Origin of the sequence: Arthrobacter sp. UYEF3 (assembly GCF_040546245.1) — a bacterium.
In the GTDB taxonomy this organism is placed as follows: Bacteria; Actinomycetota; Actinomycetes; order Actinomycetales; family Micrococcaceae; genus Arthrobacter.
On sequence record NZ_JBEPNK010000005.1, the window covers coordinates 173482 to 194704 of the forward strand.

General features: G+C 68.3%; 22 protein-coding genes. 10 read left to right on the plus strand and 12 right to left on the minus strand.

Annotated elements, in window-relative coordinates; translation table 11 throughout:
- The first annotated feature begins 15 nt into the window (after positions 1-15).
- From ABIB14_RS05625 to ABIB14_RS05640, 4 genes are all read left to right on the plus strand, one after another.
- Positions 16-504 (plus strand): inorganic diphosphatase, encoded by a 489-nt coding sequence (locus ABIB14_RS05625; RefSeq protein WP_354234718.1) that lies wholly within the window; start codon positions 16-18, stop codon positions 502-504.
- A gap of 138 nt (positions 505-642) precedes the next feature.
- On the plus strand, positions 643-1968 hold the full coding sequence (locus tag ABIB14_RS05630; protein ID WP_354234720.1) for a carboxylesterase family protein: 1326 nt from the start codon (positions 643-645) through the stop codon (positions 1966-1968).
- Between the two features lie 55 nt (positions 1969-2023).
- Positions 2024-2785, plus strand: a complete 762-nt coding sequence (locus tag ABIB14_RS05635; RefSeq protein WP_354234721.1) for a DUF429 domain-containing protein — start codon at positions 2024-2026, stop codon at positions 2783-2785.
- A gap of 188 nt (positions 2786-2973) precedes the next feature.
- Positions 2974-3573 carry a hypothetical protein gene (locus ABIB14_RS05640; RefSeq protein WP_354234723.1) on the plus strand — a complete coding sequence of 200 codons (600 nt, stop codon included), beginning with the start codon at positions 2974-2976 and terminating at the stop codon, positions 3571-3573.
- 33 nt (positions 3574-3606) lie between these two features.
- Here ABIB14_RS05640 and ABIB14_RS05645 read toward each other — a convergent pair whose 3' ends face one another.
- Both ABIB14_RS05645 and serS read right to left on the minus strand, forming a co-directional pair.
- Entirely contained in the window at positions 3607-4455 is an 849-nt protein-coding gene (locus ABIB14_RS05645; RefSeq protein ID WP_354234724.1) for an HAD family hydrolase, read from the minus strand.
- Between the two features lie 84 nt (positions 4456-4539).
- The gene (gene serS / locus ABIB14_RS05650) at positions 4540-5820 is read right to left on the minus strand and encodes a serine--tRNA ligase (protein WP_354234725.1); all 1281 of its coding nucleotides are present in this window, start codon (positions 5818-5820) and stop codon (positions 4540-4542) included.
- A 78-nt stretch (positions 5821-5898) separates the two neighbouring features.
- Between serS and ABIB14_RS05655 the strand changes: the two genes are divergently transcribed.
- Entirely contained in the window at positions 5899-7005 is a 1107-nt protein-coding gene (locus ABIB14_RS05655) for a diacylglycerol/lipid kinase family protein (protein WP_354234727.1), read from the plus strand.
- A gap of 51 nt (positions 7006-7056) precedes the next feature.
- Here ABIB14_RS05655 and ABIB14_RS05660 read toward each other — a convergent pair whose 3' ends face one another.
- From ABIB14_RS05660 to ABIB14_RS05670, 3 genes are all read right to left on the minus strand, one after another.
- Positions 7057-7305 (minus strand): hypothetical protein, encoded by a 249-nt coding sequence (locus ABIB14_RS05660; RefSeq protein ID WP_354234729.1) that lies wholly within the window; start codon positions 7303-7305, stop codon positions 7057-7059.
- Between the two features lie 94 nt (positions 7306-7399).
- Positions 7400-8380, minus strand: coding sequence for a prephenate dehydratase (gene pheA, locus ABIB14_RS05665; protein ID WP_354234730.1), 981 nt, complete (start codon positions 8378-8380; stop codon positions 7400-7402).
- A 15-nt stretch (positions 8381-8395) separates the two neighbouring features.
- Positions 8396-8722, minus strand: coding sequence for a rhodanese-like domain-containing protein (locus ABIB14_RS05670; protein WP_354234732.1), 327 nt, complete (start codon positions 8720-8722; stop codon positions 8396-8398).
- 403 nt (positions 8723-9125) lie between these two features.
- Here ABIB14_RS05670 and ABIB14_RS05675 point away from each other — a divergent pair, with 403 nt between their 5' ends.
- The 4 genes from ABIB14_RS05675 (at position 9126) to ABIB14_RS05690 (ending at position 14256) form a co-directional block, all read left to right on the plus strand.
- Positions 9126-10601 (plus strand): amidase, encoded by a 1476-nt coding sequence (locus tag ABIB14_RS05675; protein WP_354234734.1) that lies wholly within the window; start codon positions 9126-9128, stop codon positions 10599-10601.
- A gap of 80 nt (positions 10602-10681) precedes the next feature.
- Entirely contained in the window at positions 10682-11818 is a 1137-nt protein-coding gene (locus ABIB14_RS05680; protein ID WP_354234736.1) for an alcohol dehydrogenase catalytic domain-containing protein, read from the plus strand.
- A 103-nt stretch (positions 11819-11921) separates the two neighbouring features.
- The gene (locus ABIB14_RS05685; RefSeq protein ID WP_354234738.1) at positions 11922-13391 is read left to right on the plus strand and encodes a peptide MFS transporter; all 1470 of its coding nucleotides are present in this window, start codon (positions 11922-11924) and stop codon (positions 13389-13391) included.
- A 4-nt stretch (positions 13392-13395) separates the two neighbouring features.
- Positions 13396-14256, plus strand: coding sequence for a phosphotransferase (locus tag ABIB14_RS05690; protein WP_354234740.1), 861 nt, complete (start codon positions 13396-13398; stop codon positions 14254-14256).
- A 176-nt stretch (positions 14257-14432) separates the two neighbouring features.
- Here the strand turns inward: ABIB14_RS05690 and ABIB14_RS18735 are convergent, their stop codons facing one another.
- From ABIB14_RS18735 to ABIB14_RS05700, 3 genes are all read right to left on the minus strand, one after another.
- The gene (locus tag ABIB14_RS18735; protein WP_502909615.1) at positions 14433-14528 is read right to left on the minus strand and encodes a GNAT family protein; all 96 of its coding nucleotides are present in this window, start codon (positions 14526-14528) and stop codon (positions 14433-14435) included.
- A 135-nt stretch (positions 14529-14663) separates the two neighbouring features.
- Entirely contained in the window at positions 14664-15677 is a 1014-nt protein-coding gene (locus ABIB14_RS05695) for a pirin family protein (RefSeq protein ID WP_354234742.1), read from the minus strand.
- A gap of 72 nt (positions 15678-15749) precedes the next feature.
- Positions 15750-16163 (minus strand): DUF4190 domain-containing protein, encoded by a 414-nt coding sequence (locus tag ABIB14_RS05700; protein WP_354234743.1) that lies wholly within the window; start codon positions 16161-16163, stop codon positions 15750-15752.
- 163 nt (positions 16164-16326) lie between these two features.
- Between ABIB14_RS05700 and pgm the strand changes: the two genes are divergently transcribed.
- The gene (gene pgm, locus ABIB14_RS05705) at positions 16327-17988 is read left to right on the plus strand and encodes a phosphoglucomutase (alpha-D-glucose-1,6-bisphosphate-dependent) (protein WP_354234745.1); all 1662 of its coding nucleotides are present in this window, start codon (positions 16327-16329) and stop codon (positions 17986-17988) included.
- Positions 17989-18014: 26 nt separating this feature from the next.
- Here pgm and ABIB14_RS05710 read toward each other — a convergent pair whose 3' ends face one another.
- The 4 genes from ABIB14_RS05710 to ABIB14_RS05725 all read right to left on the minus strand — a co-directional run bounded on the left by ABIB14_RS05710 (position 18015) and on the right by ABIB14_RS05725 (position 20901).
- A complete protein-coding gene (locus ABIB14_RS05710; RefSeq protein ID WP_354234747.1) occupies positions 18015-19181 on the minus strand; it encodes a GGDEF domain-containing protein in 1167 nt (388 codons plus the stop codon).
- Positions 19182-19287: 106 nt separating this feature from the next.
- Positions 19288-19821, minus strand: coding sequence for a 2'-5' RNA ligase family protein (locus tag ABIB14_RS05715; RefSeq protein ID WP_502909616.1), 534 nt, complete (start codon positions 19819-19821; stop codon positions 19288-19290).
- Between the two features lie 103 nt (positions 19822-19924).
- Positions 19925-20530 carry a malonic semialdehyde reductase gene (locus tag ABIB14_RS05720; protein WP_354234749.1) on the minus strand — a complete coding sequence of 202 codons (606 nt, stop codon included), beginning with the start codon at positions 20528-20530 and terminating at the stop codon, positions 19925-19927.
- Positions 20531-20697: 167 nt separating this feature from the next.
- A complete protein-coding gene (locus ABIB14_RS05725) occupies positions 20698-20901 on the minus strand; it encodes a hypothetical protein (protein WP_354234751.1) in 204 nt (67 codons plus the stop codon).
- Positions 20902-21223: the final 322 nt, after the last annotated feature.

Below are 21223 nucleotides of genomic sequence, written 5' to 3' on the forward strand. Positions count from 1 at the left end.
GTCGAGGAGCATTCCATGAAGCATGACGTGACCATCGAGATCCCCAAGGGATCACGCGTCAAGTACGAAGTCGACCACGAGACCGGCCGCATCCGCCTGGACCGCGTCCTGTTCACCTCGATGCAGTACCCCACGCACTACGGTTTCTTCGAGAACACCCTGGGTGAGGACGGCGACCCGCTGGATGCGCTGCTGCTCCTGCAGGACTTCGACCTGCACCCCGGCGTGGTCGTCGAGGCCCGTCCGATCGGCGTCTTCAACATGACCGACGACGGCGGCGGAGACGCCAAGGTGCTGTGCGTTCCGGTTGACGCCCGCTTTGACCACATCCAGGAAGTCAGTGACGTCAGCGAATTCCTGATCCGGGAGATCGAGCACTTCTTTACCCGGTACAAGGACCTGGAGCCGGGCAAGTGGGTCAAGGCCGAGGGCTGGGGCGACCGCGCCGCAGCCGAAGCCGAACTCGAGGCCTCGATCAAGCGCTTCGTCCCCCACACGCACTAGGGTTCCGCCGCTTCAACGCGGGGGTCACTTACCGCCCACCCGGCCGCCGGATATCGGCAGTAAGTGACCCCGCGTTGCTGTTTGAACGACGACGGCGGTTGCCAGTCGGAGGTCAGGAATGTGTGAAATCGTGGATCCATGAACGCCGAGCCAGCCTTTAGCCCGCCCTGCGGCCCGGTCACCGGGTGGCGGGACGGCGTCGTGGTGCGTGCCACGGCTATCCCCTACGCCACCGCGGCGCGTTTCCAGCCCCCGGTCAGCGCCCCCGACCGGACCGAGGTACTCGAGGCCACCTCACTGTCCCACGCGTGCCCGCAGGCCCCGGTCCCGTTCCTGGATGACATCCTCGGCACCCGCTACGGGGAACTCCCCGGCAGCGAAGACTGCCAGCGGCTCTCAATCACGCTGCCGGCCGGACTCGGCGAGGACGAACGGGTTCCGGTCATGGTCTGGCTGCACGGCGGTTCGTATACCTCCGGCTCCGGGGACCTCGCCATCTTCGACCCCAAGGCCCTCGTCGCCGAGAACCGCGTGATCGTGGTCTCCGTGACCTACCGCCTGGGCCTGTTCGGTTACCTGGCCGCCGGGACGGGCCGGCCCGCCAATCTGGGCCTCCTGGACCAACTCGAAGCGTTCCGCTGGGTACAGCGCAACATCAGCGCGTTCGGCGGTGATCCGGGCAATGTCACGGCCTTCGGGCAGTCCGCCGGCGGCGACGCCGTGGCCCACCTGATGGCGACGCCGGAGGCGCCTGCCCTGTTCCGCCGCGCCATCATCCAGAGTGCCCCGCTGGGCATTACCCGGGGCAGGGAAAAGATGAGTACCGCCATGGGCGTCGCGGCCCGGGCCGTCACCGAGGCCACCCCGGCGATGGAAATGGTTGCTATTGAAGGGCACGTGTCGCAGGTGGCCCGGAAGTTCGGACTGATCGCGGCCATGCCGTTCGGCACCCAGTACGGGCACGCCCCGTTGCCGCCGGAATCGGGCATCGAGGAGGCATGGAACACCGCCGCCCCCGGCATCGAGGTCCTGATCGGGCACACCTCGGAGGAAGCCCGGATGTTCCTGCCGCGAAATCCCGCGGTCAGCCGGGTCGCCAGGGTTCCGCTCCTCGGGCCTGCCGTCGTTAAAGCCGTCAACTGGGCCGTGACCGAGGCGGTGTACGGCCGGTCTGCCAGACGGTTTGCCCGGCGGCATGCCCGGGCCGGGGGCACCGCGTACCGGTACGTGCTGACCTGGGCCGCGCCCGGAAGCATTTACGGGGCCGCGCACACCGTGGACCTGCCGCTGCTGTTCGGCAACGAAAAGACGTGGGCAGGAGCCGGGCTGCTCACGGGCGCCAGCTGGGAGGAAATCAACATTCAAGGCCGCGCCCTGCGTGCCGGGTGGGCCCGCTTCGCCGCCGGCAAGGGCATGGACAGCGACGGCGGGATTCCCGGCGCCCTTCGCTACCGCTCGGTCTGAACCGACGCGGCATGAACAGCGGCATGAACAGCGGCATGAACAAAGGTGGCCCGTCGTGAGGACCCTCGGCATCGACCTCGCCGCCGCCACCAAGAAGACCGCGACGGCCGTCGTCGAATGGGGCGACGGCGGCGCGCGGCTGGCCCACGCTTCCCTCGGCGTCGACGACGGCGAAATTGTGCGGCTCTTCGGCTCCAGCGACATGACCGGAATCGACTGCCCCGTGGGCTGGCCCGACGCGTTCCTGCCCTTCCTTGCCGCACACCTTGCCGGCGATCCGGACCCGGTGCTGGACCATGACGGCATCGGGGGCCGCAGGCTGCTGGCCTACCGGGACACCGACCGCTTCGTCACCGCCCGGACCGGGCTGATCCCGCTCAGCGTCGCCGCCGACCGGCTGGCGCACCCGGCGATGCGCTGCGCCGTCATCCAGGCCAAAATAGCGCAGGAGCACGGTCCGCAGGCCAGGGACGGCAGCGGTCGGTTCGCCGAGGTCTACCCGGCGGCGTCCCTGAAGTCCTGGGGCCTGCCGGCCCGCGGCTACAAGGGGCGCGGCGGCGCGGAAGCGGAACAGCTGGCCGGGATCCTGACCGGGCTGCAGCGCGCCGCGCCGTGGCTGGATCTGGACGGACACGAAGATGAACTGGCTGGCTCCGATGACATGTTCGACGCCGTGATCGCCTCCCTGACAGCACGGGCCGTGGCCCTCGGCGACACCATCCGCCCCGACCCTGGCCACGCCGGAGCGGCCCTGACCGAAGGCTGGATCCACCTGCCCACCGGCGGGCTGGACGCGCTCAACGGCGGCCAGAGGTAACGTCACCCGCCCCGCAGCGGACGGCTCACCCGTGAGCGCCCGGCCGCTGCCCTCCGGGGCGTCCTCGGGCACGCGCGGGAGTAGTTGTGCGCCCGGATCCGCCGGTCCTGCAGCCCCGCGGCAGCTGTATCCGGGGGCGAAACCCGGTACTTGCCCGTCGGTTGCCACGCGGTAGTGTGTCATCAAGTATGTTCACGCTGACCATCAACCAAACCGACAGCCGGCGCGACGGCGACCGAGTGCCGCAGCTCCTCAAGGACCTGCGGCACATTCCGGCGCGCCTCGATTTCGACCGATCGGTGGAGGACGAAGTCCAGGGCATCGTGGACAGCCCGCGCCAGGCCGTCGAGGCGGCGCTGATCGCACTGCGCACGGGTTCCTGGTACGTCGGGGTCGGCGTTGGCCCGGTCAACGAACCGCTGCCCAACCAGATCAAGGACGCGTCCGGCCACGGGCTGGTCTACGCCCGGCGAGCCGTGGACCGGCTGCGGAACAGCAAGGAACGCATCCCGGTAGCGGTGGAGGGCCCGTTCTCGGAGCTCGCCGCGGAAGCCGAGGCAGTGCTGCGGCTGCTGGGCCACATCGTGCGCGACCGCAGCGCCGCCGAGTGGCGGGTACTGGACCTGCTCACCCCCGGCGTGCGCGGGCAGCAGAAGGCGGTGGCCAAAGAACTGGGCATCACCACTCAGGCCGTTAGCAAGGCCGTCGCCCGGGCGCAGTGGAACGAGGAGCACGCTGCCCGGCCGGCCGCAGCCCGGCTGCTGGGCCTGATCCTCGAGGTGCACTAGGCCGGCAGGCAGCCAGGCCGGAGTGCCGGCCCCCTAGGCCAGGATGCTGCGCAGCACGTGGGCGGCGCCGTCGTCGTAGACCGAGTGGGTGACCTCGTCGGCGGCGGCCATCACTTCGGCTGGCGCCTGGCCCATCGCCACGCCGCGGCCCGCCCAGGTGAGCATCTCGATGTCGTTCCGGCCATCGCCAATGGCGACCGTGCGGTGCCTCTCGATATTGAGCCGTCCGCGCAGTTGCTCCAGGGCGGTGGCCTTGGAGACGCCTGCGGCGGCAATATCAAGCCACGCGGTCCAGCCCACGGAGTACGTGACACCGGAGAGGCCGATGTGCCGGATGGCGGTGTTGAATTCCTCCGGCGTGTTCTCCGAACTGAACACCACGACGCGGACGGCGGTAGCCTCCAGCATGGTCTGGAAGTCGACGCCGACCGCCTCGACGCCGAAGCTGGCGTCCTGGAAGCGTTCGGTGGACAGGAAGTTGCCGTCCGCGTCCTCAAGGGCGTACTTGGCAGAGGGCAGCCGCTTGCGCAGTGCCCGGAGTGCCGGTCCGGGGTCGAACGTGGCTTTGTGGATCACTTCGTAGCCATCGGCGAGCCCGGAGTCCAGTCGCAGTGTAACGCCGCCGTTGGAGCAGACCGCGTAGCCGTTTTCGATGCCGATGTGTTCGATGATGGGCAGTGTCGCCTTCAGCGAGCGGCCGGTCGCGATCATTACCTCGTGTCCGGCGGCCACCACGGCCTGGGCCGCTTCCCTGACGGCCACGGACATGTGCCCGTCGTGGTCGACCAGGGTTCCGTCGACGTCGAGGGCGATTATCAGTTTTTCGTTGGCTTCCCGCTGGTCATCGTTGCCAGCGACTGAGGCTTCAGTCAATGTAGTCATCTAATAAGTAGAGCAGACACCGCCGACACCCGCTAGGACGCGCACCACAGCAGGGCATGACGCCTGGGTGAACAGCAGCCGACCTTAGAGAACGGGCAGAACCGTCATGCCGCCGAGGTACTTCTGCAGCGCCGCGGGGACGTTGACCGAGCCGTCCGCGTTCTGGTGGTGCTCCAGGATCGCGACGATCCAGCGGGTGGTGGCGAGCGTGCCGTTGAGCGTGGCAACCGCGCGGGTGCCCTTGGATGCGCCCTCCTCGGTCAGTACGCGTTCACGGATGTTGAGCCGGCGCGCCTGGAAGGTCGTGCAGTTGGAGGTGGAGGTCAGCTCGCGGTAGGCGCCCTGGGTGGGTACCCAGGCTTCGCAGTCGAACTTGCGGGCCGCCGAGTTACCCAGATCCCCCGCGGCCGTGTCAATCACGCGGTAGGGCAGCTCGCACTTGGCCAGCATCTCCTCTTCCCAGGCCAGCAGCCGGGCGTGCTCGCCGGCAGCCTCCTCGACCGTGGTGTAAATGAACATCTCCACCTTGTTGAACTGGTGGACGCGGATGATGCCGCGGGTGTCTTTGCCGTGCGAACCTGCCTCGCGGCGGTAGCAGGAGCTCTGCCCCGCGTAGCGGATCGGGCCGCCGGTGAGGTCAAGGATCTCGTCCGCGTGGTACCCGGCGAGAGCGACTTCCGAGGTTCCCACCAGGTAAAGGTCGTCCTCCGCGAGGCGGTAGATCTCGGCGTCGTGCTTTACGTCGAATCCGGTGCCCTGCATGGTTTCCGGTCGGACCAGTGTCGGGGTGATCATCGGAACGAAGCCGGCATCGATAGCCTGCTCCATGGCCATCTGGAGCAACGCCATTTCCAGCCGGGCGCCCACACCGCGCAGGAAGTAGAAGCGGGAACCCGAGACCTTGGCCCCGCGCTCCATGTCGATCGCGCCGAGCAGCTCGCCGATTTCCAGGTGGTCGCGGGGCTCGAAGTCGGGGAATTCGCGGGGCGTGCCGACCGTCTTGACCACCACGTAGTCGTCCTCGCCGCCCGCGGGAACACCGTCCTCGATCAGGTTGGGGATCCCGCGCAGGAGTTCCTCGTGGGCGGCCTGGGCGAGGTCGGCCTCGGCCGAGGCTTCCTTGACCGTGGCCGCGAGCACCTTGACATCCGCCAGCAGCGCCGACCTCTCTTCGCCCTTGGCCTGCGCCACCTTCTTGCCGGCGGCGTTCTGCTCAGCCCGCAGGTTTTCGAAACGGATGAGCGCCGCGCGCCGGGCCGAATCCGCCGCGATGATCGCGTCCACCACGGATTCATCGGCTCCGCGGGCGCGCTGGCTGGCACGGAACTTGTCCGGATTGTCGCTGAGGTGTTTTACATCGATCACCAGCTAAGACTATCGAATCCGGGGGCCGCCTCACGGCAGTCCTGCCGCGGCGCACGCGCGGGATAGTGTTGGAGCAACATGCGAGACTGGCTGCTTTACCTCGTCATCGCTGGAGCCCTGCTATTTGCCGTCTCCAGCTGGTGGGGCGTGCGCCGCTTGAAGGCCAAGCACACGCGCAGCGCGGTCCGGGAGGAAACCCACGATCCCAGCCTGGCCCGGCAGAAGGTCGCAGTGGTGTTGAACCCGATCAAGGCCAGGTCGGCGGAGGCCCGCGTCCTGATCGAGAGCACCTGCCTCGCGGCCGGCTGGGAGGCCCCCCGCTTTTTTGAAACCTCCGCCGAGGATCCCGGATTCTCGCAGGCCCGTGCCGCCGTAGAGTTCGGGGCCGACGTCGTCCTGGCGGGCGGCGGCGACGGCACCGTCCGCGCGGTGGCCGAGGTCCTAGCGCACACGGACATCGCCATGGGGCTCCTTCCGCTGGGCACCGGCAACCTGCTGGCCCGCAACGTTAACCTCGAGATCGGAGACCTGCGCGGCTGCGTCGATACCGCGCTGTTCGGCCACCAGCGCTTCATCGATACCGCGCGGATGAGGGTTGAAAACGCCCGGACCGGGCAGTCCGCGGACCACGCCTTCCTGGTGATCGCGGGCATCGGCCTGGACGCTGAGGTGGTGGGCGACACCTACGACGGGCTCAAGAAGGCGGTCGGCTGGCTCGCTTACACGGAGGCCGGCGTGCGTCACCTTCCCGGGCGCCGCAAGAGGGTGGCCATTTCGCTCGACGACCAGCCGGAGCAGTCACGGAAGATCCGGAGCGTGCTATTCGCCAACTGCGGCCTGATCCCCGGCGGCATCGACTTCATCCCGCAGGCCATGATCGATGACGGCGTGCTGGATGTTGTGGTGATGAGCCCGCGCAGCGCGATCGGCTGGCTGGCGATGTACTGGAAGATTGTGCTCAAGCACAAGCGGACCCTGCCGGTGATGACGTATTACCGTTCCGGCAAGATCGTGATCAGGTGCGCCGAACCAATGCCGACACAGGTCGACGGCGACCCCACCGGTGAGGCCACCACGGTCACCGTCCAAGTTGCTCCGCGCTCGTTGTTGATCCGGGTGAAGGAAGACTCCGGGAGCGAAGACCCGGTCAAGAGCGGGGCGGCCGGGCGGGCGGGCAACAGCTAGAGACCGCCGCCAATGGCGCAGCAGCTGGTCCGGGCCGCCGGGAGGCGGCAGCTAGCTGGCTTCCTTTTTGGCCTCGCCGTCGGTGGCGGTGTCAGCTTTGGAGTCGGCTGCTTTCTTCGCCTCCGCGGCCGCCTTGGCTGCGCGGGCCTCCGATTGCTCGCGGATCAAGGCCTGTTCCTCCTCGAAGCGCAGCCGGTCGGCACGGTCGGCGTCGTCGCCGTCCCAGTCCTGATTTTCGGCCGTGGGCTTGGGATTGACGATCATTCCCTGGCCGTCATTTTCGGTGCTGGTGCCTGACATGGCCCGCTCCCTCCGTTAGAGGACTACCCCAATATGGTTCAGGCAAGCATAGACACAGTTTCTAAGGGGTGGAAGTGGAGGATGTGGCAATTGTCTACGCTGTGGGCGAAGCCTCCGGGTTATATTCCTGCACTACGGATTCCCCGGCGAGTACGTCTTTGACCCACGCATGGGCCGCGCGGAATGCTTGGTCCGAGGTGTGCGGGGCCACCTCGGCGCGCTGGCCGTCCGCCCTGCCGTAGGAGCCCAGGAAGCGTGTGGCCGGGCTGATCCGGTGCAGCCCGGCGAGCGCGTCGGCCACCCGGGCGTCGCCCACATGGCCGTCCGCGTCGATGCTGAAGAAGTAGTGGCCCAGATACTGGCCGGTAGGTCTCGACTCGATCCGGCTCAGGTTCACGCCGCGGGTGGCGAACTGGTCCAGGATTTCCATCAGTGCGCCTGGGCGGTCTTCGGGCAGCGGAACCACCACCGTGGTTTTATCGGCTCCGGTCCGTTCCGGCAGGGGGCCGGGGCGCCCCACCAGCACGAAGCGTGTCACGGCCCCGGGGTTGTCGCCGATGTTTTCGGCCAGCACGGCCAGGCCGGGTTGTTCGGCAGCGACGATCGGCGCGCAAATCGCGGCGTCATAATGCGCATCGCCTTCCTGCAGGCCCATCGCAGCGGCCGCCGTCGAGGAACCCGGGACATATTCAGCATCCGGAATATTTTCGTCGACCCAAAGCCGGCACTGCGCCCAGGCGTGTCCGTGGGTGGAAATCCGCCGGATATCTTCGATCCCGACGCCGGGCCGGGCCACCAGGACGAAGCTGATGGGAACCAAGGCTTCACGGAGGATCCGCAACTCCGGGCCGGTGGCGATCGCGTCGAGCGTGGCCGTTACTCCGCCCTCAACGGAGTTCTCGATCGGCACCATCGCCGCGTCCGCCGAGCCGTCGCGGACCTTGTCCAACGCCGTGTTGACGTTCGACGCGGGGATGCGGATGGCCTCAGCCGCGCCGGGCACCTGCATCAGGGCCGCCTCGGTGAACGTGCCCGCTGGGCCGAGGAAGGTGTAGGTGACAGGCGACGCGGGCATACGGAGGTCCTTCGTTTACAGGATGACGGGCTTGAGCCCGCTGTCGGATACGAGCGGCAAGCCGTTCTCCAGCCACTGATCCATGCCGCCGGCGACATTCAGTGCGGAATAGCCGTGACCGACCAGCCATTGCGCGGCGCGGAAGGAACGCCCGCCGGTGCGGCAGATGACATACAGGTCCTCGTCCGGGTCCAGTTCGTCGATCCGCGCCGGAAGCTGGTCGAGGGGAATGTGCACGGCCCGCGCGGCGTGGCCCGCCGCCCACTCGTAGTCCTCACGCACGTCCAGAATCCGCGCCGCTTCGGGAATCTCGGATACGGTCACGGTATCGATGTCGCTCATGGTCGTCCTCTCCGCATAAACCAGGTCTGCCACCAGCGTATCGCCAGCGGCCGGGGGGCACCCCCAAGCACGCGGCACGTTACGCTTCTGGAGAGCGCAAAGGAGACCCATGGCAGCTGCACGGCCCGCGATCCCGGCCCGATGGGCCCCGCCGCCACGGGACATGCCCTCCCCCCGCCGCCACGAATGGGCATAACACCATCATGCCCAACGCCCGACCCCAGGGCTGGGCATGTCCCCCGGCCCGCGCCGCCCGTCCGCCCCGCCGCCACGGGACATGCCCTCCCCCCGCCGCCACGAATGGGCATAACACCATCATGCCCAACGCTGGACCCCAGGGCTGGGCATGTCCCCCGGCCCGCGGACCCGAGAGTGGCCGCCGAACCACGGGGGCTGTGCGTCCTTGACTGAGATCCATGAACTGTCCGCGGTCGCACTCCGCGACGCGCTGCGCACCGGCGAGCTGTCAGCCCGACAGGCTACGGCGCACTTCCTGGATCGCATTGCGACCGAGAACCCGCACCTTGGCGCCTTCATCACCGTCACCGGCGAGCAGGCCCTCAAGGACGCCGACGCCGCGGACGCCCACCACGCCCACCACAGCCGCCACGCCCGCGCAACCATCCCCGCGGCCCACGACGACGGCGCGGCCCTGCCGCTGCTGCACGGCATGCCGATCGCATTCAAGGACCTGACCGACGTGGCCGGCGTGGTCACCACCCATGGCAGCGCCGCCCTGGAGCACATGCCCGCCCCGGCCGACGGCGCCCTCGCCGCGTCCTTGAGGAGCGCCGGCGTCGTCTCGCTGGGCAAAACGCAGGTCCCGGAGTTCGGGCTCACTGCCTACAGCGAGAACCGGATCGCCCCGCCCTCCCGCAACCCGTACGCCCTCAGCCGCAGCTCCGGCGGCTCTTCGGGTGGCAGCGCTGCCGCCGTCGCCGCGGGACTGCTTCCCTTTGCCCCCGGATCCGACGGCGGTGGCTCCATCCGCATTCCCGCCGCTGCCTGCGGCCTGGTGGGTCTCAAGCCGGGCCGCGGGCTGGTCCCGGCAGGGGAAAGCACCGGGGACTCCGCCGGGCTGGTGGTGGCCGGCCCGCTGGCCCGCTCGGCAGCGGACGCCGCACTGCTGCTCGATGCGTTGGTCCCGCCGCCGTCACCGGGAGCACTTCCCGCACACCCGGGCGGCTACCTCCGGCTGGCCGCCCAGGACCCGCCGCGGCTGCGGATCGGCGTCAGCCTGGACAGTCCGTGGCAGTCGGTCTTCCCCTTCACGCCGGAGCGCGCAGCCCTCGACGCCCTCGACGCGGGCATCAGGCTGCTCGAGGCGGCCGGACACGAGACCAGCGCGGCCGCCGTCCGCTACGACAATCGCTACGCCGGCGCCTTCACCACGGCCTGGACCGCCGGCGTCGGAAACGCCCGCATCGCGCCGCAGCGCGAAGCACTCCTGACGCCACTGACCCGGACTTTCCGGCGGCGCGCCCAGCAACGCAGCGCCGCGAAACTGAACGAATCCCTTGAGTTCCTGCGGCAGTTCCAGCGGGACACGCTCGCCCAGTACGCGGCCTGGGACCTGATCTTGAGCCCTGCTCTGGCGCAGACGCCGCGCCCGGTGGGCTGGTTCACCGGCGCCGCACACGGGGACGGCTACTGGCCTGCCGCCGAGTGGGCCGCCGACGCCGATTCCGACTACCGCAAGCAGTGCGAATTTGCCCCGTGGTCCTCCCTGGTCAACGTGTGCGGGCTGCCCGCGATCAGCATTCCGGTGCATTGGACCGGCGGGACACCCGGCGCCGGCCTGCCGATGGGCATCCAGCTGGTCGGCCCGATGGGCTCCGAAGCAATACTGCTCCAGGTGGCCGCGCAACTCGGTTTCTAGGCGGCGGCCGCAGGGATTTCCCGGGCGGGCCCGTCTGGGGTTTACTGGTGCCAACGCGGTAAACGACACGAGAGGGATCGATGAAGATCACCGGCGCAGTTCTTGAGGAAATCGGCCGTCCCCGCCCCTTTGCCGAGTCAAAGCCGATCAGCATCACGGAGCTGGAACTTTCTGCCCCCGGACCCACGGAAATCCTGGTCCGACTCGAGGCCGCCGGCATCTGCCACTCGGACCTCAGCGTCGTCGACGGGAACCGGGTGCGCCCCGTGCCGATGCTGCTGGGCCATGAAGCCGCCGGACGGGTCGTGGAGGTCGGCGCGGACGTCACCGACCTGCGGCCCGGCCAGAGGGTGGTCATGTCCTTCCTGCCGCGCTGCGAGCAGTGCGCAAACTGCGCCGCCGACGGCCGCCTGCCCTGCACCGCCGGCTCGAAAAGCAACGGCGAGGGCACCCTGCTGCACGGTTCCATGCACCTGAGCCGTGCGGGCGAAACGGTCTACCACCACCTGGGCGTCTCGGGCTTCGCCAGCCACGCCGTCGTGGACCGGGCCTCCGCGGTGCCCGTCGACGACGACATCCCGGCGGACATCGCCGCCGTCCTCGGCTGCGCCGTGCTTACCGGCGGCGGCGCCGTGCTGAACGCCGCGAAACCCGGGCCCGAGGACAGCATCATGATCGTCGGGCTCGGCGGCGTCGGCATGGCCGCGCTGATCACCGCCGTCTCCCAGGGGATCTCCCGGATCGTGGCCGTGGACACCCTGGATGTGAAGTTGGAGCACGCCCGCCGGCTCGGCGCCCACGAAACGTACACCCCGCAACAGTTGGCCGAACAAGGCATCAAGGCCAAGTTCGTCGTCGAATGCGCCGGCAGCGCCCGGGCGTTCGAGGCCGCCTTCGCCGCCACCGACGTTGGCGGCACCACAATCACCGCCGGGCTCCCCTCTCCCGACGCACGCGCCCAGCTCTCCCCGCTGACCATAACGGCGGAGGCCCGGACAATCGTCGGCAGTTACCTGGGCTCGGCCGTGCCCGCCCGGGACATTCCCAAGTACGCCCAGCTCTGGCGGGACGGGAAGCTTCCGGTGGAGGAGCTCATTTCCTCCCGGATCGCACTGGCGGACATCAACCAGGCCATGGACCAACTCGCCGACGGAAAAGCCGTCCGCCAGGTCATCATGTTCGATGCCGTGTTCGACGCCGGAAGCGACATCGAGTAGTCGCCGGGTAGTCGCCGAAGCCGGGGCGAAACACCTCTCGATTGACTTGCTCCTGGCCGCCGCTGATGTGACAATCTGCCGCCCCGGTGTCAGCATTAAGTAAATGAGCACCACCAGACTCCGCAAACCCCTCGCCGCTGCGTCGGGCGACACCTCGTTCTTTGGCCATCCGAAGATGCTGGCCAGCCTCTTCTCCGTGGAAATGTGGGAACGCTTCTCCTTCTACGGTATGCAGGGGATTCTCCTTTACTACATGTACTTCTCGGCCGCACAGGGCGGCCTCGAAATCAACAAGGCACTGGCCGCCAGCCTGGTCGGCGCCTACGGTGGCGGCGTCTACCTCTCCACCATCCTGGGTGCCTGGCTCGCGGACCGGATCTTCGGGTCCGAGCGGGTGTTGTTCGGCTCCGCCATCATGATCATGGCCGGGCACGTCGCCCTGGCGCTGCTCCCCGGGGTTCCGGGTCTGATCACCGGCCTCGTGCTGGTCGGCGTCGGGTCCGGCGGCCTTAAGGCCAATGCCACCGCCCTGGTCGGAAGCCTGTACCGCGAGAACGACGAACGCCGGGATGCGGGCTTTTCCATCTTTTACATGGGCATCAACGCCGGCGCCCTGATCGGCCCGCTGGTCACCGGCTGGCTGCAGGAAAGCCAGGGGTTCCACTGGGGCTTCGCCGCCGCCGCGGTCGGCATGGCCGTGGGACTGGGCATCTACGCGCTGGGCCGCAACAAGCTGCCCGAGGAGGCGCATCGGGTGCCCAACCCGCTGCCCGCCGCGGAACGCACCAAGTACGGGCTGATCTTCCTGGGCATCGCCGTGATCATTGCCGTGTTGCTCGCGACCGGCGCCGTGAACGCGGACAACCTGGCGATGACGATGGCCTACGCCGCCATCGGGGCCTCCATCCTGTACTTCGTGCTGATCTTCAGCAGCAAAAAGGTCAACGCCACCGAGCGAGGCCGGGTTGCGGCGTTCATCCCGCTGTACATCGCCTCCGCCGCGTTCTGGGCGCTCTTCCAGCAGCAGTTCACCTTCATCGCCGTGTACTCCCAGGAGAAGCTGGACCGGAACCTGTTCGGCTGGGAAATGCCCGCCGCGTGGGTCCAGTCGATCAACCCGGTGTTCATCATCGTCTTCGCCGGTGTTATGGCTGCCTTGTGGACCCGGCTGGGACCCAAGCAGCCCGGTTCGGCGCTGAAGTTCTCGGTCGGCCTGTTCGTGATGGGCCTCGCCTTCCTGGCGTTCATCCCGCTGGCGGGCGGCGGCAAGACGCCGCTGCTGGCGCTGGTGGGGATCCTGTTCCTGTTCACCCTGGCGGAACTGTTCCTCTCGCCCATCGGCCTGTCCGTGACCACTAAGCTGGCCCCCAAGGCATTCCACACCCAGATGGTGGCCTTGTTCTTCCTGTCAGTCTCGCTGGGCACCACGCTGGCCGGCGTGCTCGCCGGGCTCTACAACCCCAACGACGAACTGCCGTACTTCATCGGCGTCGGCGGTACCGCGATGCTCCTGGCGGTCGGCCTGGCCGCCGCCTCACCCGCGATCAAGAAGCTCATGGGCGGCGTACGCTGAGCCGATGAGCACCCGATACCGGCCGCCGGTTCAGGCCCGCGTCTACGTTCCCGCCGCCGGCGAGGCACCCGACGTCGAACTCATGCCGGCGGGCGATGTCACCGAGGGCGTGGTGCGGGTCGGGGAAACCATCCGCCGCCCGCACCAGCCGCAAAGCCTGGCCGTGGGAGGCTACCTCGATTGGCTCGAGGACGCCGGCTTCGACGGCTCGCCGCGGTGCTTGGGCCGGGATACCGAGGGCCGGGACGTGTTGAGCTTCGTTCCGGGCCGTTGCGCCGAGGCGCTGCCCGAGGCCTGGGTGCAGTCCGAGGAGCTGCTGGCCTCGGTGGCGGGGCTGGTCCGGCGCCTCCATGACGCCTCGGCGGGCTACGTCCCGCAGGCGCACCCATTCCCCCCGCGCGCTATGCCGCCGAGCGCCGTCCGCCCGGATCCTACCGACCTCATCTGCCACCTGGACGTCACGCCCCAGAACGTGGTGGTCCGGGAAGGGCTGGCCGCCGGGCTGGTGGACTTCGACCTTGCCGGTCCCAGCACCGCGCTGCGGGATTCCTACAACGCAGCCATGCACTGGGTCCCGTTGCGTGCCCCGGCGGATGCGTGGCCAGGCTGGGAGCGACTGGACCCGTACCGGAGGCTCCGGATTTTCGCCGACGCCTACGGCTGGGACCGGGAAGAACGACGCCGCGTGCCCGGCCTGGCGATCGACGCCGCGGCGCTGGGCTACGAGCGGATGCACCACAACGCTGCGACGCTGGACGGCGGCTGGGCGCGGATGTGGGCCGGGGGCGTGGGCGACCTCATCCTGCGCCGCCGGGACTGGCTCGAAGCCAACGCGCAGCGGCTGGAGGACGCCCTCCTCGGCTAGCTGAGTTGCCGCCGACTGCTCAACGGCTCACGGGTTCGGCGGCGCCCAGCAACCCCAGTTCGGAACGCCGCGGCATCCCTCCCCAGTCGCCGGACACCAGGCACGCGAACGCTCCCGTCCGCACGGCCATCAGCAGCCGCTGCTGCACGGCTTAAACCGTCGAGCAGGTCGGCTGCTCAGCCGGCGGCCGCGGTATCGTCCAGCGCGAAGCGGGCCGGGGTTATGGCAAGGCCCTGACCGCCGTATTCCTCCTTAACGGTGGTGTGGTACAAAATCCGCTCCGGCCCGGCGCCGGGCTCGAAGGGGAGCCGGCAGGCCTCCCGTCCACGAGTTCGTAGCGTCGGCGGGCGTCGAGAGGACGCACGGTGATTGTTGGTTCATTTTCCACGTTTCCCCCTGAAGGTGTTTCAGCCGCGGGGGCGCAGTTGCACGTTCGGTAAAGCAGGGGCCGGCAGCGGTGCGGGCATGTTCGCCGGGTAGGTACCAAACCGCGGGTAGGGCGCCCCTTCCGGGTAGGCCCCGTCTTCGGGTGGCGTCGCGGCTTCGGCACCGATCTCGGCCTGCCAGGCGTGACGGTAGGCCACGATCTCTTCGTGGGTCCGGCCGATGAAGTTCCACCACATGACGATCTGCTCTCCGAGGGGCTCGCCGCCGATGAGAAGCACCCGGACCGGGTTCACTCCGGCTTCCAGCACCAACGTCGACCGTCCCGCGGGCAGGTAGACGAGATGGTCCACCGGCACCTGTCCGCCGTCCAGCCGAAGATCGCCGGTATCCAGCAGGACCCCGTGCTCGAAGCCGGGGTCCAGTTCGAGCTCCAGCCGGGCGCCCGGCCGCAGCACCGCCTCGGCTCCCAGCAGGGCCGGGGTATAGGTGTTTACCGGGGACGTCGCACCCGCCAGGGAGCCCAGGAAGACCCGCAGTTCCGTTCCTTCCCCGAGGACCGGTTCCGGGGCGTAGTGCTCGAAGGTTGGCGGCATCTGCCTGGTGGCCTCCGGCAGGGCGAACCACAGTTGTGCTCCGTGCAGGATGGAGGTGTCCGGGGTGGAGAACTCCTGATGCGAGATGCCCCTGCCCGCGACCATCAGGTTCACTTCGCCCGGGCGGACGACGGCGGCGAATCCCGCCGAGTCAAGGTGGTCGATTTTGCCTGAGAACAGCCAACTGACTGTCGCCAGGCCGGTGTGGGGGTGGCGGGGCACGTTCATCCCGCCGGATGCTGAAACCAGGTCAGGTCCGTAATGGTCCACGAAGCACCAGGCGCCGATGAGGCTGCGCCGCTTCTGTGGCAGCGTCCGGCGAACATCCATGGCCCGGACTCCGCCCAGGGGGACCGACCGCGGCGGGAGGACCTCGGCGTCGCCGACAACTTTCTCAAAGACGCACACGACTTCTTCGGGTACGGTCTCGAGGTTGCTCATGCGGCCAGTCTAGATCCGGCGCCGGCGACCGGCCCCCCGCTCACCGCATGCCCGGGCCGCCCCACATCACACTTACCGGACGATGAAATCCGCGTTGGAAAAGGCGACGCCGAGTGTCACGATCACCAGCACGGTGATCGCAATCGCGGCGTAGCCCAGGACCAGGCCAGCGATGGCGGTGCCTTTCCCGCCCGGCTCCCGGTTCAGCGCCAGATGACCGAGCACGACGGCGGCCACTTGTGGGAGCAGGAAGAAGCCGAACCCCATCAGGGACGCGATGCCGCAGCACAGGCTCGCGATGCTCAGTACCTTCGGCGCGGCAGTCACGCCGTAATAGTCAGGCTGGCCGTAAGCGTCGGCATACGGGCCTGCCGGCGCGCCGTAGCCGCGCAGCGGCTGCCCGAGATGCGGCGCCGTCGGCGGCAGCGGCGGGACCAGGCCGCGGGCACGGTGTTTGCTGTACCCGGGCCGGCTCTGCTCGGTCATGGATCCCCCTTGACGTGTCTGCGTCCAGAATACCGCCGCGGCGTGTTCCAGCCGTATTGGCGGCCGGCGCCGCTGTGCACCCGGGCGGGACTCCGCCGTGTCGCAGCCGGCCGATTGCGTCCAAATCATGTTGCCGCACCCGCACGTCTGGCATGCTGGTGCCATGGCTAGCCGCGCGGGCACAGTTGCCCAACCCCACGACCTTGTTGACCTCACTGCGCTCCTGGACGCGTATTACGACGTTTCGCCGGATTTGAGCGACCCCGGCCAGCGGGTGGCCTTCGGGACCTCCGGACACCGCGGCTCGAGCCTCAAGGCGTCGTTCAACGAGCCGCACATCCTCGCCATCACCCAGGCCATCGTGGAGTACCGGGCGGGCCAGGGCATCAGGGGTCCGCTGTACCTCGCCAAGGACACCCACGCCCTGAGTGAACCGGCCCAGAACTCCGCCCTCGAGGTCCTGGCAGCCAACGGCGTGGACGTCCTGATCGACGCCCGCCACGGCTACACCCCCACCCCGGCCCTGAGCCACGCCATCCTGACCCACAACAACAACTCCCCGGCCGGCGCGCCGGAAGCCGACGGCATCGTCGTAACTCCCAGCCACAACCCGCCCGGAGACGGCGGCTTCAAGTACAACCCGCCCCACGGCGGACCGGCGGACACCGACGCCACAGGCTGGATTGCCAACCGGGCCAACGAACTCCTCGAGAACGGACTGCGCGGGGTGAAGCGGGTTCCCATCGCCGAGGCCTTGGCGGCTGGCACCACCGGCAAGTTCGACTTCCTCAGCAGCTATGTGGATGACCTGCCCTCGGTCCTGGATCTGAACGCGATCCGCGACGCCGGCGTCCGCATCGGCGCCGACCCCATGGGCGGTGCCTCCGTGGACTACTGGGGCGAAATCGCCGAACGCCACCACCTCAACCTCACCGTGGTGAACCCGACAGTGGACCCGCAGTGGGCCTTCATGACGCTGGACTGGGACGAAAAGATCCGGATGGACTGCTCCTCCCCGTCGGCTATGGCCTCCCTGATCAACCGGATGGGTGTTGGTGCGGACGGGTCCGCAGCCTACGACGTCGCCACCGGCAACGACGCCGACGCCGACAGGCACGGGATTGTCACACCGGACGCCGGCCTGATGAATCCCAACCACTACCTCGCCGTCGCGATCGACTATCTGTACCGGCACCGGACCGGCTGGAACCCGCAGTCCGTGATCGGCAAGACGCTGGTGTCCTCGTCGATCATCGACCGCGTTGCCGAAAGCCTCGGCCGCAGGCTCGTGGAGGTGCCGGTCGGTTTCAAATGGTTCGTCCCCGGGCTGCTGTCCGGTGAAGGCGCCTTCGGCGGGGAGGAATCCGCCGGCGCTTCGTTCAACAAAATGGACGGCAGCGTCTGGACCACGGACAAGGACGGCATCCTGCTGGCGCTGCTTGCCTCCGAGATCACAGCGGTGACGGGCCGGTCGCCGTCGCAGCTGTACAAGGGACTCACCGACAAGTTCGGCGACCCCGTCTACGCACGCATCGACGCCGCTGCCACCCGGGAGCAGAAGGCCGCGCTGGGCAAGCTGTCGCCGTCGGACGTCCCCGCGACGGAACTGGCCGGCGAGACCATCACCGCCAAGCTGACCGAAGCGCCCGGCAACGGCGCGGCGATCGGCGGACTCAAGGTGGTCACCGAGAACGCCTGGTTCGCGGCGCGGCCCTCCGGCACCGAGGACGTCTACAAGATCTACGCCGAGTCCTTCAAGGGCGCGGAGCACCTCAAACAGGTGCAGGCCGAGGCCAAGGCCCTGGTCGACGGGGTGATTTCCTGACCGGCCCCGGCGGCCGGGCTGGATGCTCAGGCGGAATGCTCCTCGCGTAGGCTGCCGGCCAAGACCGCCCGGTCCCGGCCGAGCGTCTTGGCGCGGTAAAGGGCGGCGTCGGCGGCGGCGATCAAGGCCTCCAAGTCGACCCGGCCCGGACCCGTCGGTGCGATCCCGTAACTTACGGTGGGAAGCTTGGCCGCCACATTCGGCTGCGCCTCCTGCAGTCGGGCGCTGATGGCGGCGGCCATCTGGCCGGCGCGTTCCGGGCTGACGCCCGGGAGGAGCAGGACGAATTCCTCGCCGCCGTAGCGCCCCACGAGGTCGGTAGAGCGGACGGAGGCCGCGCAGGCGGCGGAGAAGGCCTGCAGTGCCGCGTCTCCGGCTGCGTGCCCGTACTTGTCGTTGACGGACTTGAAATGGTCCAGGTCGGCCAGAATAAGGCAGGCAGTGGTTCGTGCACCGCTCAGGCGGCGCAGTTCGTTCGCTGCCAGATCCATAAACGCGCTGCGGTTCAGGAGCCCGGTGAGTCCGTCGACCGTGGCCCGTGCCCGCAGGTCACGGGTCAGTTGTTCGTTGCTCAGCTCGACCATCGTGAAGGACGCGAGAACCAGGATCGTGGACGTCAGTAGTGTCGTCACCACCGACCCGAAGTAGGCCGTGAAGGCCGGCCCCTCCGGGCCGCCAAGGACGAAAGCGGCCAGACGGCCGAAGTAATAGAGGGCCAGCAGTGCAGAGCCGAAGGCAAGGGGACGGTGCACGCGGGAGTAGTCGACGTCGAGCAGGAACAGCTCGCGGGAGGATAGACCCAGCATCAGGCCCATCAGGCCCAGCAGCACGGCACCGCCGGCCCAGTTGTTGACGGCCGGGTGATCCAGCACCGCCGCCACGGCCGCGACCGCGGGTCCGGCCACGAGATAGGCCAGGTTGGGGCGCACCCTCCGGAGCGAGCGGGCTCCGGCCCACATAGCCCCGGCGCCGCCGACCAGCAAGGTGTTCCCCAGCGGGTTTGCCCAGATTTGGTGCGCGCTGCCGTCCAGCAGGTAGGACGCGGATCCGGTGAGAAAGAGCAGCAGGGCGGAGCACCACCAGCCGCTGTAGGGCGAACGGGTCCGCCGGAAGGTGATGAAGTAGAACAGGCACAGCAACGTGAGCGTGACCACAGCCAAGGCCACGCGCAGGGTGGAGATGTCTAGCATCATCCTGTGGTTCCGCCAGCGCGCACCTAGCTACCCCAGTATCCTTCGGCGTCGGACTCTAAATGTGAACCCAAGTATGGCACCTTGTGCCGGAAAGGAAGAGCTTCGGTCAGAGTGTGGCCTGCCAAAGCCTCAGCACCCGCCGGGTGGCGTGTCCGACGTCGGGCGCCATGTCCACCAGTGCGATCCGGTCCAGCACCAGTTGCCCGCCTGCGCGGGGCGCTCTTGCCCCCCGGTGGGAAACATGTGGACGATACCCGGCCATGGTGTAACCGGGCGTGGCAATCCGGCCGGGCAGCGCCTCCACGACTTCCACAAGGGCTTCGTGGAGGCTCTGCAGCGCGGGGCTGGGCCGGATCAGGCTGACCGGGATGGAGTTGCCGCGGCCGAAGCCGGCCTCACCGCCCACGGTGACGGTGCTGCCCAGCGCGCCGCGGACCGGAGCGCCCATGAGCCCCGCCACCCGGGCGGCCAGTACGTCCCTGTCCCAGTCCGCGTCGTCGTCGTTGTCGCCGGCACCGGACGCAAGGGGCTCGACGACGTCGAACTTTACCAGCGTGATGTGCAGCGGCCAGCCGTCCCGGGGGAAGTCCAATCCCTCCGTGACGGGTTCGAGGAAGGCGACCACAATGAGGTTCCGCATGCGCCAAGTCTGCCACCGGCCGCCGGCCTGGGTCGCGGGCGGCGGCGTCAGACCGCTGACCGCAGACGGCGGACCTTAGATGGTGAACCTCAGACGGTGGACCTTAGACGGTGCGAACCACGTCTTCGTAGGCGAACTTGGGCTTCGGTGCACCCCAGGCGTCCTCGGCAGGCTGGCCGATATTGACCACCAGGAAGCTCTTCCGGCTGCCGTCCGGGAAGAAGGCGGAGTCAATCTTGCCGAAGTCGGCGCCAGTCATCGGTCCGGCCGCAAGGCCCAGCGAACGGACGGCGAGGATGAAGTAGCCGGCCTGCAGGTGGGCGTTGTCATTGCCGGTGGCCGCGGCGAGTTCCGGGGCTGCGTCGTACATGGCCTTGGGGCGGTTGAATCCGGGCAGGAAGGTGTCCCACTGCTCATGCCAGGCGGTGTCGGTGCTGAGGATCGCGACCAGCGGCGCAGAGGCAGTCTTTGCGCTGTTGCCGGGGGACATCGCGTCGACCAGAATGGCGCGGGCCTCCTCCGAGCGCACATAGGTGACGCGCAGCGGTTGCGAGTTGAACGCGGTGGGACCGAACTTCGTCAGCTCATAGATGGCGCGGGCCTGACCGTCCGTGACCTCGCCGGTAAAGGCGTTGGCCGTGCGCGCCTCGGCAAAGATGGCGTCCACCGCGGCGGCGTCGATTACTGCTTCTTCATGGGCGATCGTCATTCGCATCTCTTTCGCTGGGCTCGTCCCGCTCCGGGGGCACGTCGGCTGTCACTAGGTGCAACATGGGTCCGCGTCGGATGCTTCCCGGCGCGCGGCGCGACGTTGCTCACAACGGGCGGCTCGCCTTATTAGCTGCCTGCCCGGCCTGGGTGGGGGCCGAACCGTGTTTAGCGTTTGTCCCGGACGTCGAATTCTTCGTCGAGTTCGTAGTGACGGAATTCAGTTTCGGGGTTCGGCTCGCCTTCGGCGACGATTTCGTAGTCGAGCTGCCGTTGCACCTGGCTGTCCAACACTTGGAGATCTTGATCCTCGACCTTGTCAAGGTCCTCCGGGAAGTCGTCGTGCGGTGCGAGGTGGAGTTTCTCGGTCATGGTTCTCCTCGTTTCCTGGTCCAAGGAACAATGCACAGGTGGTGCCGGATAGTCACATTATAGGAGAACTGGCGCGGAGATCGCCTAGCAGAGCGTGGTTAACGACCCGCACGTTGGCGATGTAGCCGAAGTTGACAGAGCCGCGGATGGACGCCGTGTTCACTATCTCGCGCTGCCGGGCGGGCTGGCGGCTCAGCTGACGACAGACTACCGCTAAGGTGAAGGCGGTAAAGTCGAGCATCCCAGTAAGCCCAACAGCTAAAACGTGGTTCCGCCGCTGCTGTGCCCGCCCGGGTGGGCATGGTCCCGGCCAGGACTAGGG

Coding starts and splice junctions, on each gene's coding strand:
- ABIB14_RS05645 (WP_354234724.1), bottom strand. CDS start 4,455: ATGACTACATTGACTGAAGCCTCAGTCGCTGGCAACGATGACCAGCGG.
- ABIB14_RS05685 (WP_354234738.1), top strand. CDS start 11,922: ATGAGCACCACCAGACTCCGCAAACCCCTCGCCGCTGCGTCGGGCGAC.
- ABIB14_RS05725 (WP_354234751.1), bottom strand. CDS start 20,901: ATGACCGAGAAACTCCACCTCGCACCGCACGACGACTTCCCGGAGGAC.
- ABIB14_RS05630 (WP_354234720.1), top strand. CDS start 643: ATGAACGCCGAGCCAGCCTTTAGCCCGCCCTGCGGCCCGGTCACCGGG.
- ABIB14_RS05715 (WP_502909616.1), bottom strand. CDS start 19,821: ATGCGGAACCTCATTGTGGTCGCCTTCCTCGAACCCGTCACGGAGGGA.
- ABIB14_RS05710 (WP_354234747.1), bottom strand. CDS start 19,181: ATGATGCTAGACATCTCCACCCTGCGCGTGGCCTTGGCTGTGGTCACG.
- ABIB14_RS05680 (WP_354234736.1), top strand. CDS start 10,682: ATGAAGATCACCGGCGCAGTTCTTGAGGAAATCGGCCGTCCCCGCCCC.
- pheA (WP_354234730.1), bottom strand. CDS start 8,380: ATGCCCGCGTCGCCTGTCACCTACACCTTCCTCGGCCCAGCGGGCACG.
- ABIB14_RS05660 (WP_354234729.1), bottom strand. CDS start 7,305: ATGTCAGGCACCAGCACCGAAAATGACGGCCAGGGAATGATCGTCAAT.
- ABIB14_RS05695 (WP_354234742.1), bottom strand. CDS start 15,677: ATGAGCAACCTCGAGACCGTACCCGAAGAAGTCGTGTGCGTCTTTGAG.
- ABIB14_RS05670 (WP_354234732.1), bottom strand. CDS start 8,722: ATGAGCGACATCGATACCGTGACCGTATCCGAGATTCCCGAAGCGGCG.
- ABIB14_RS05720 (WP_354234749.1), bottom strand. CDS start 20,530: ATGACGATCGCCCATGAAGAAGCAGTAATCGACGCCGCCGCGGTGGAC.
- ABIB14_RS05700 (WP_354234743.1), bottom strand. CDS start 16,163: ATGACCGAGCAGAGCCGGCCCGGGTACAGCAAACACCGTGCCCGCGGC.
- pgm (WP_354234745.1), top strand. CDS start 16,327: ATGGCTAGCCGCGCGGGCACAGTTGCCCAACCCCACGACCTTGTTGAC.
- ABIB14_RS05690 (WP_354234740.1), top strand. CDS start 13,396: ATGAGCACCCGATACCGGCCGCCGGTTCAGGCCCGCGTCTACGTTCCC.
- ABIB14_RS05625 (WP_354234718.1), top strand. CDS start 16: ATGAAGCATGACGTGACCATCGAGATCCCCAAGGGATCACGCGTCAAG.
- ABIB14_RS05655 (WP_354234727.1), top strand. CDS start 5,899: ATGCGAGACTGGCTGCTTTACCTCGTCATCGCTGGAGCCCTGCTATTT.
- ABIB14_RS05640 (WP_354234723.1), top strand. CDS start 2,974: ATGTTCACGCTGACCATCAACCAAACCGACAGCCGGCGCGACGGCGAC.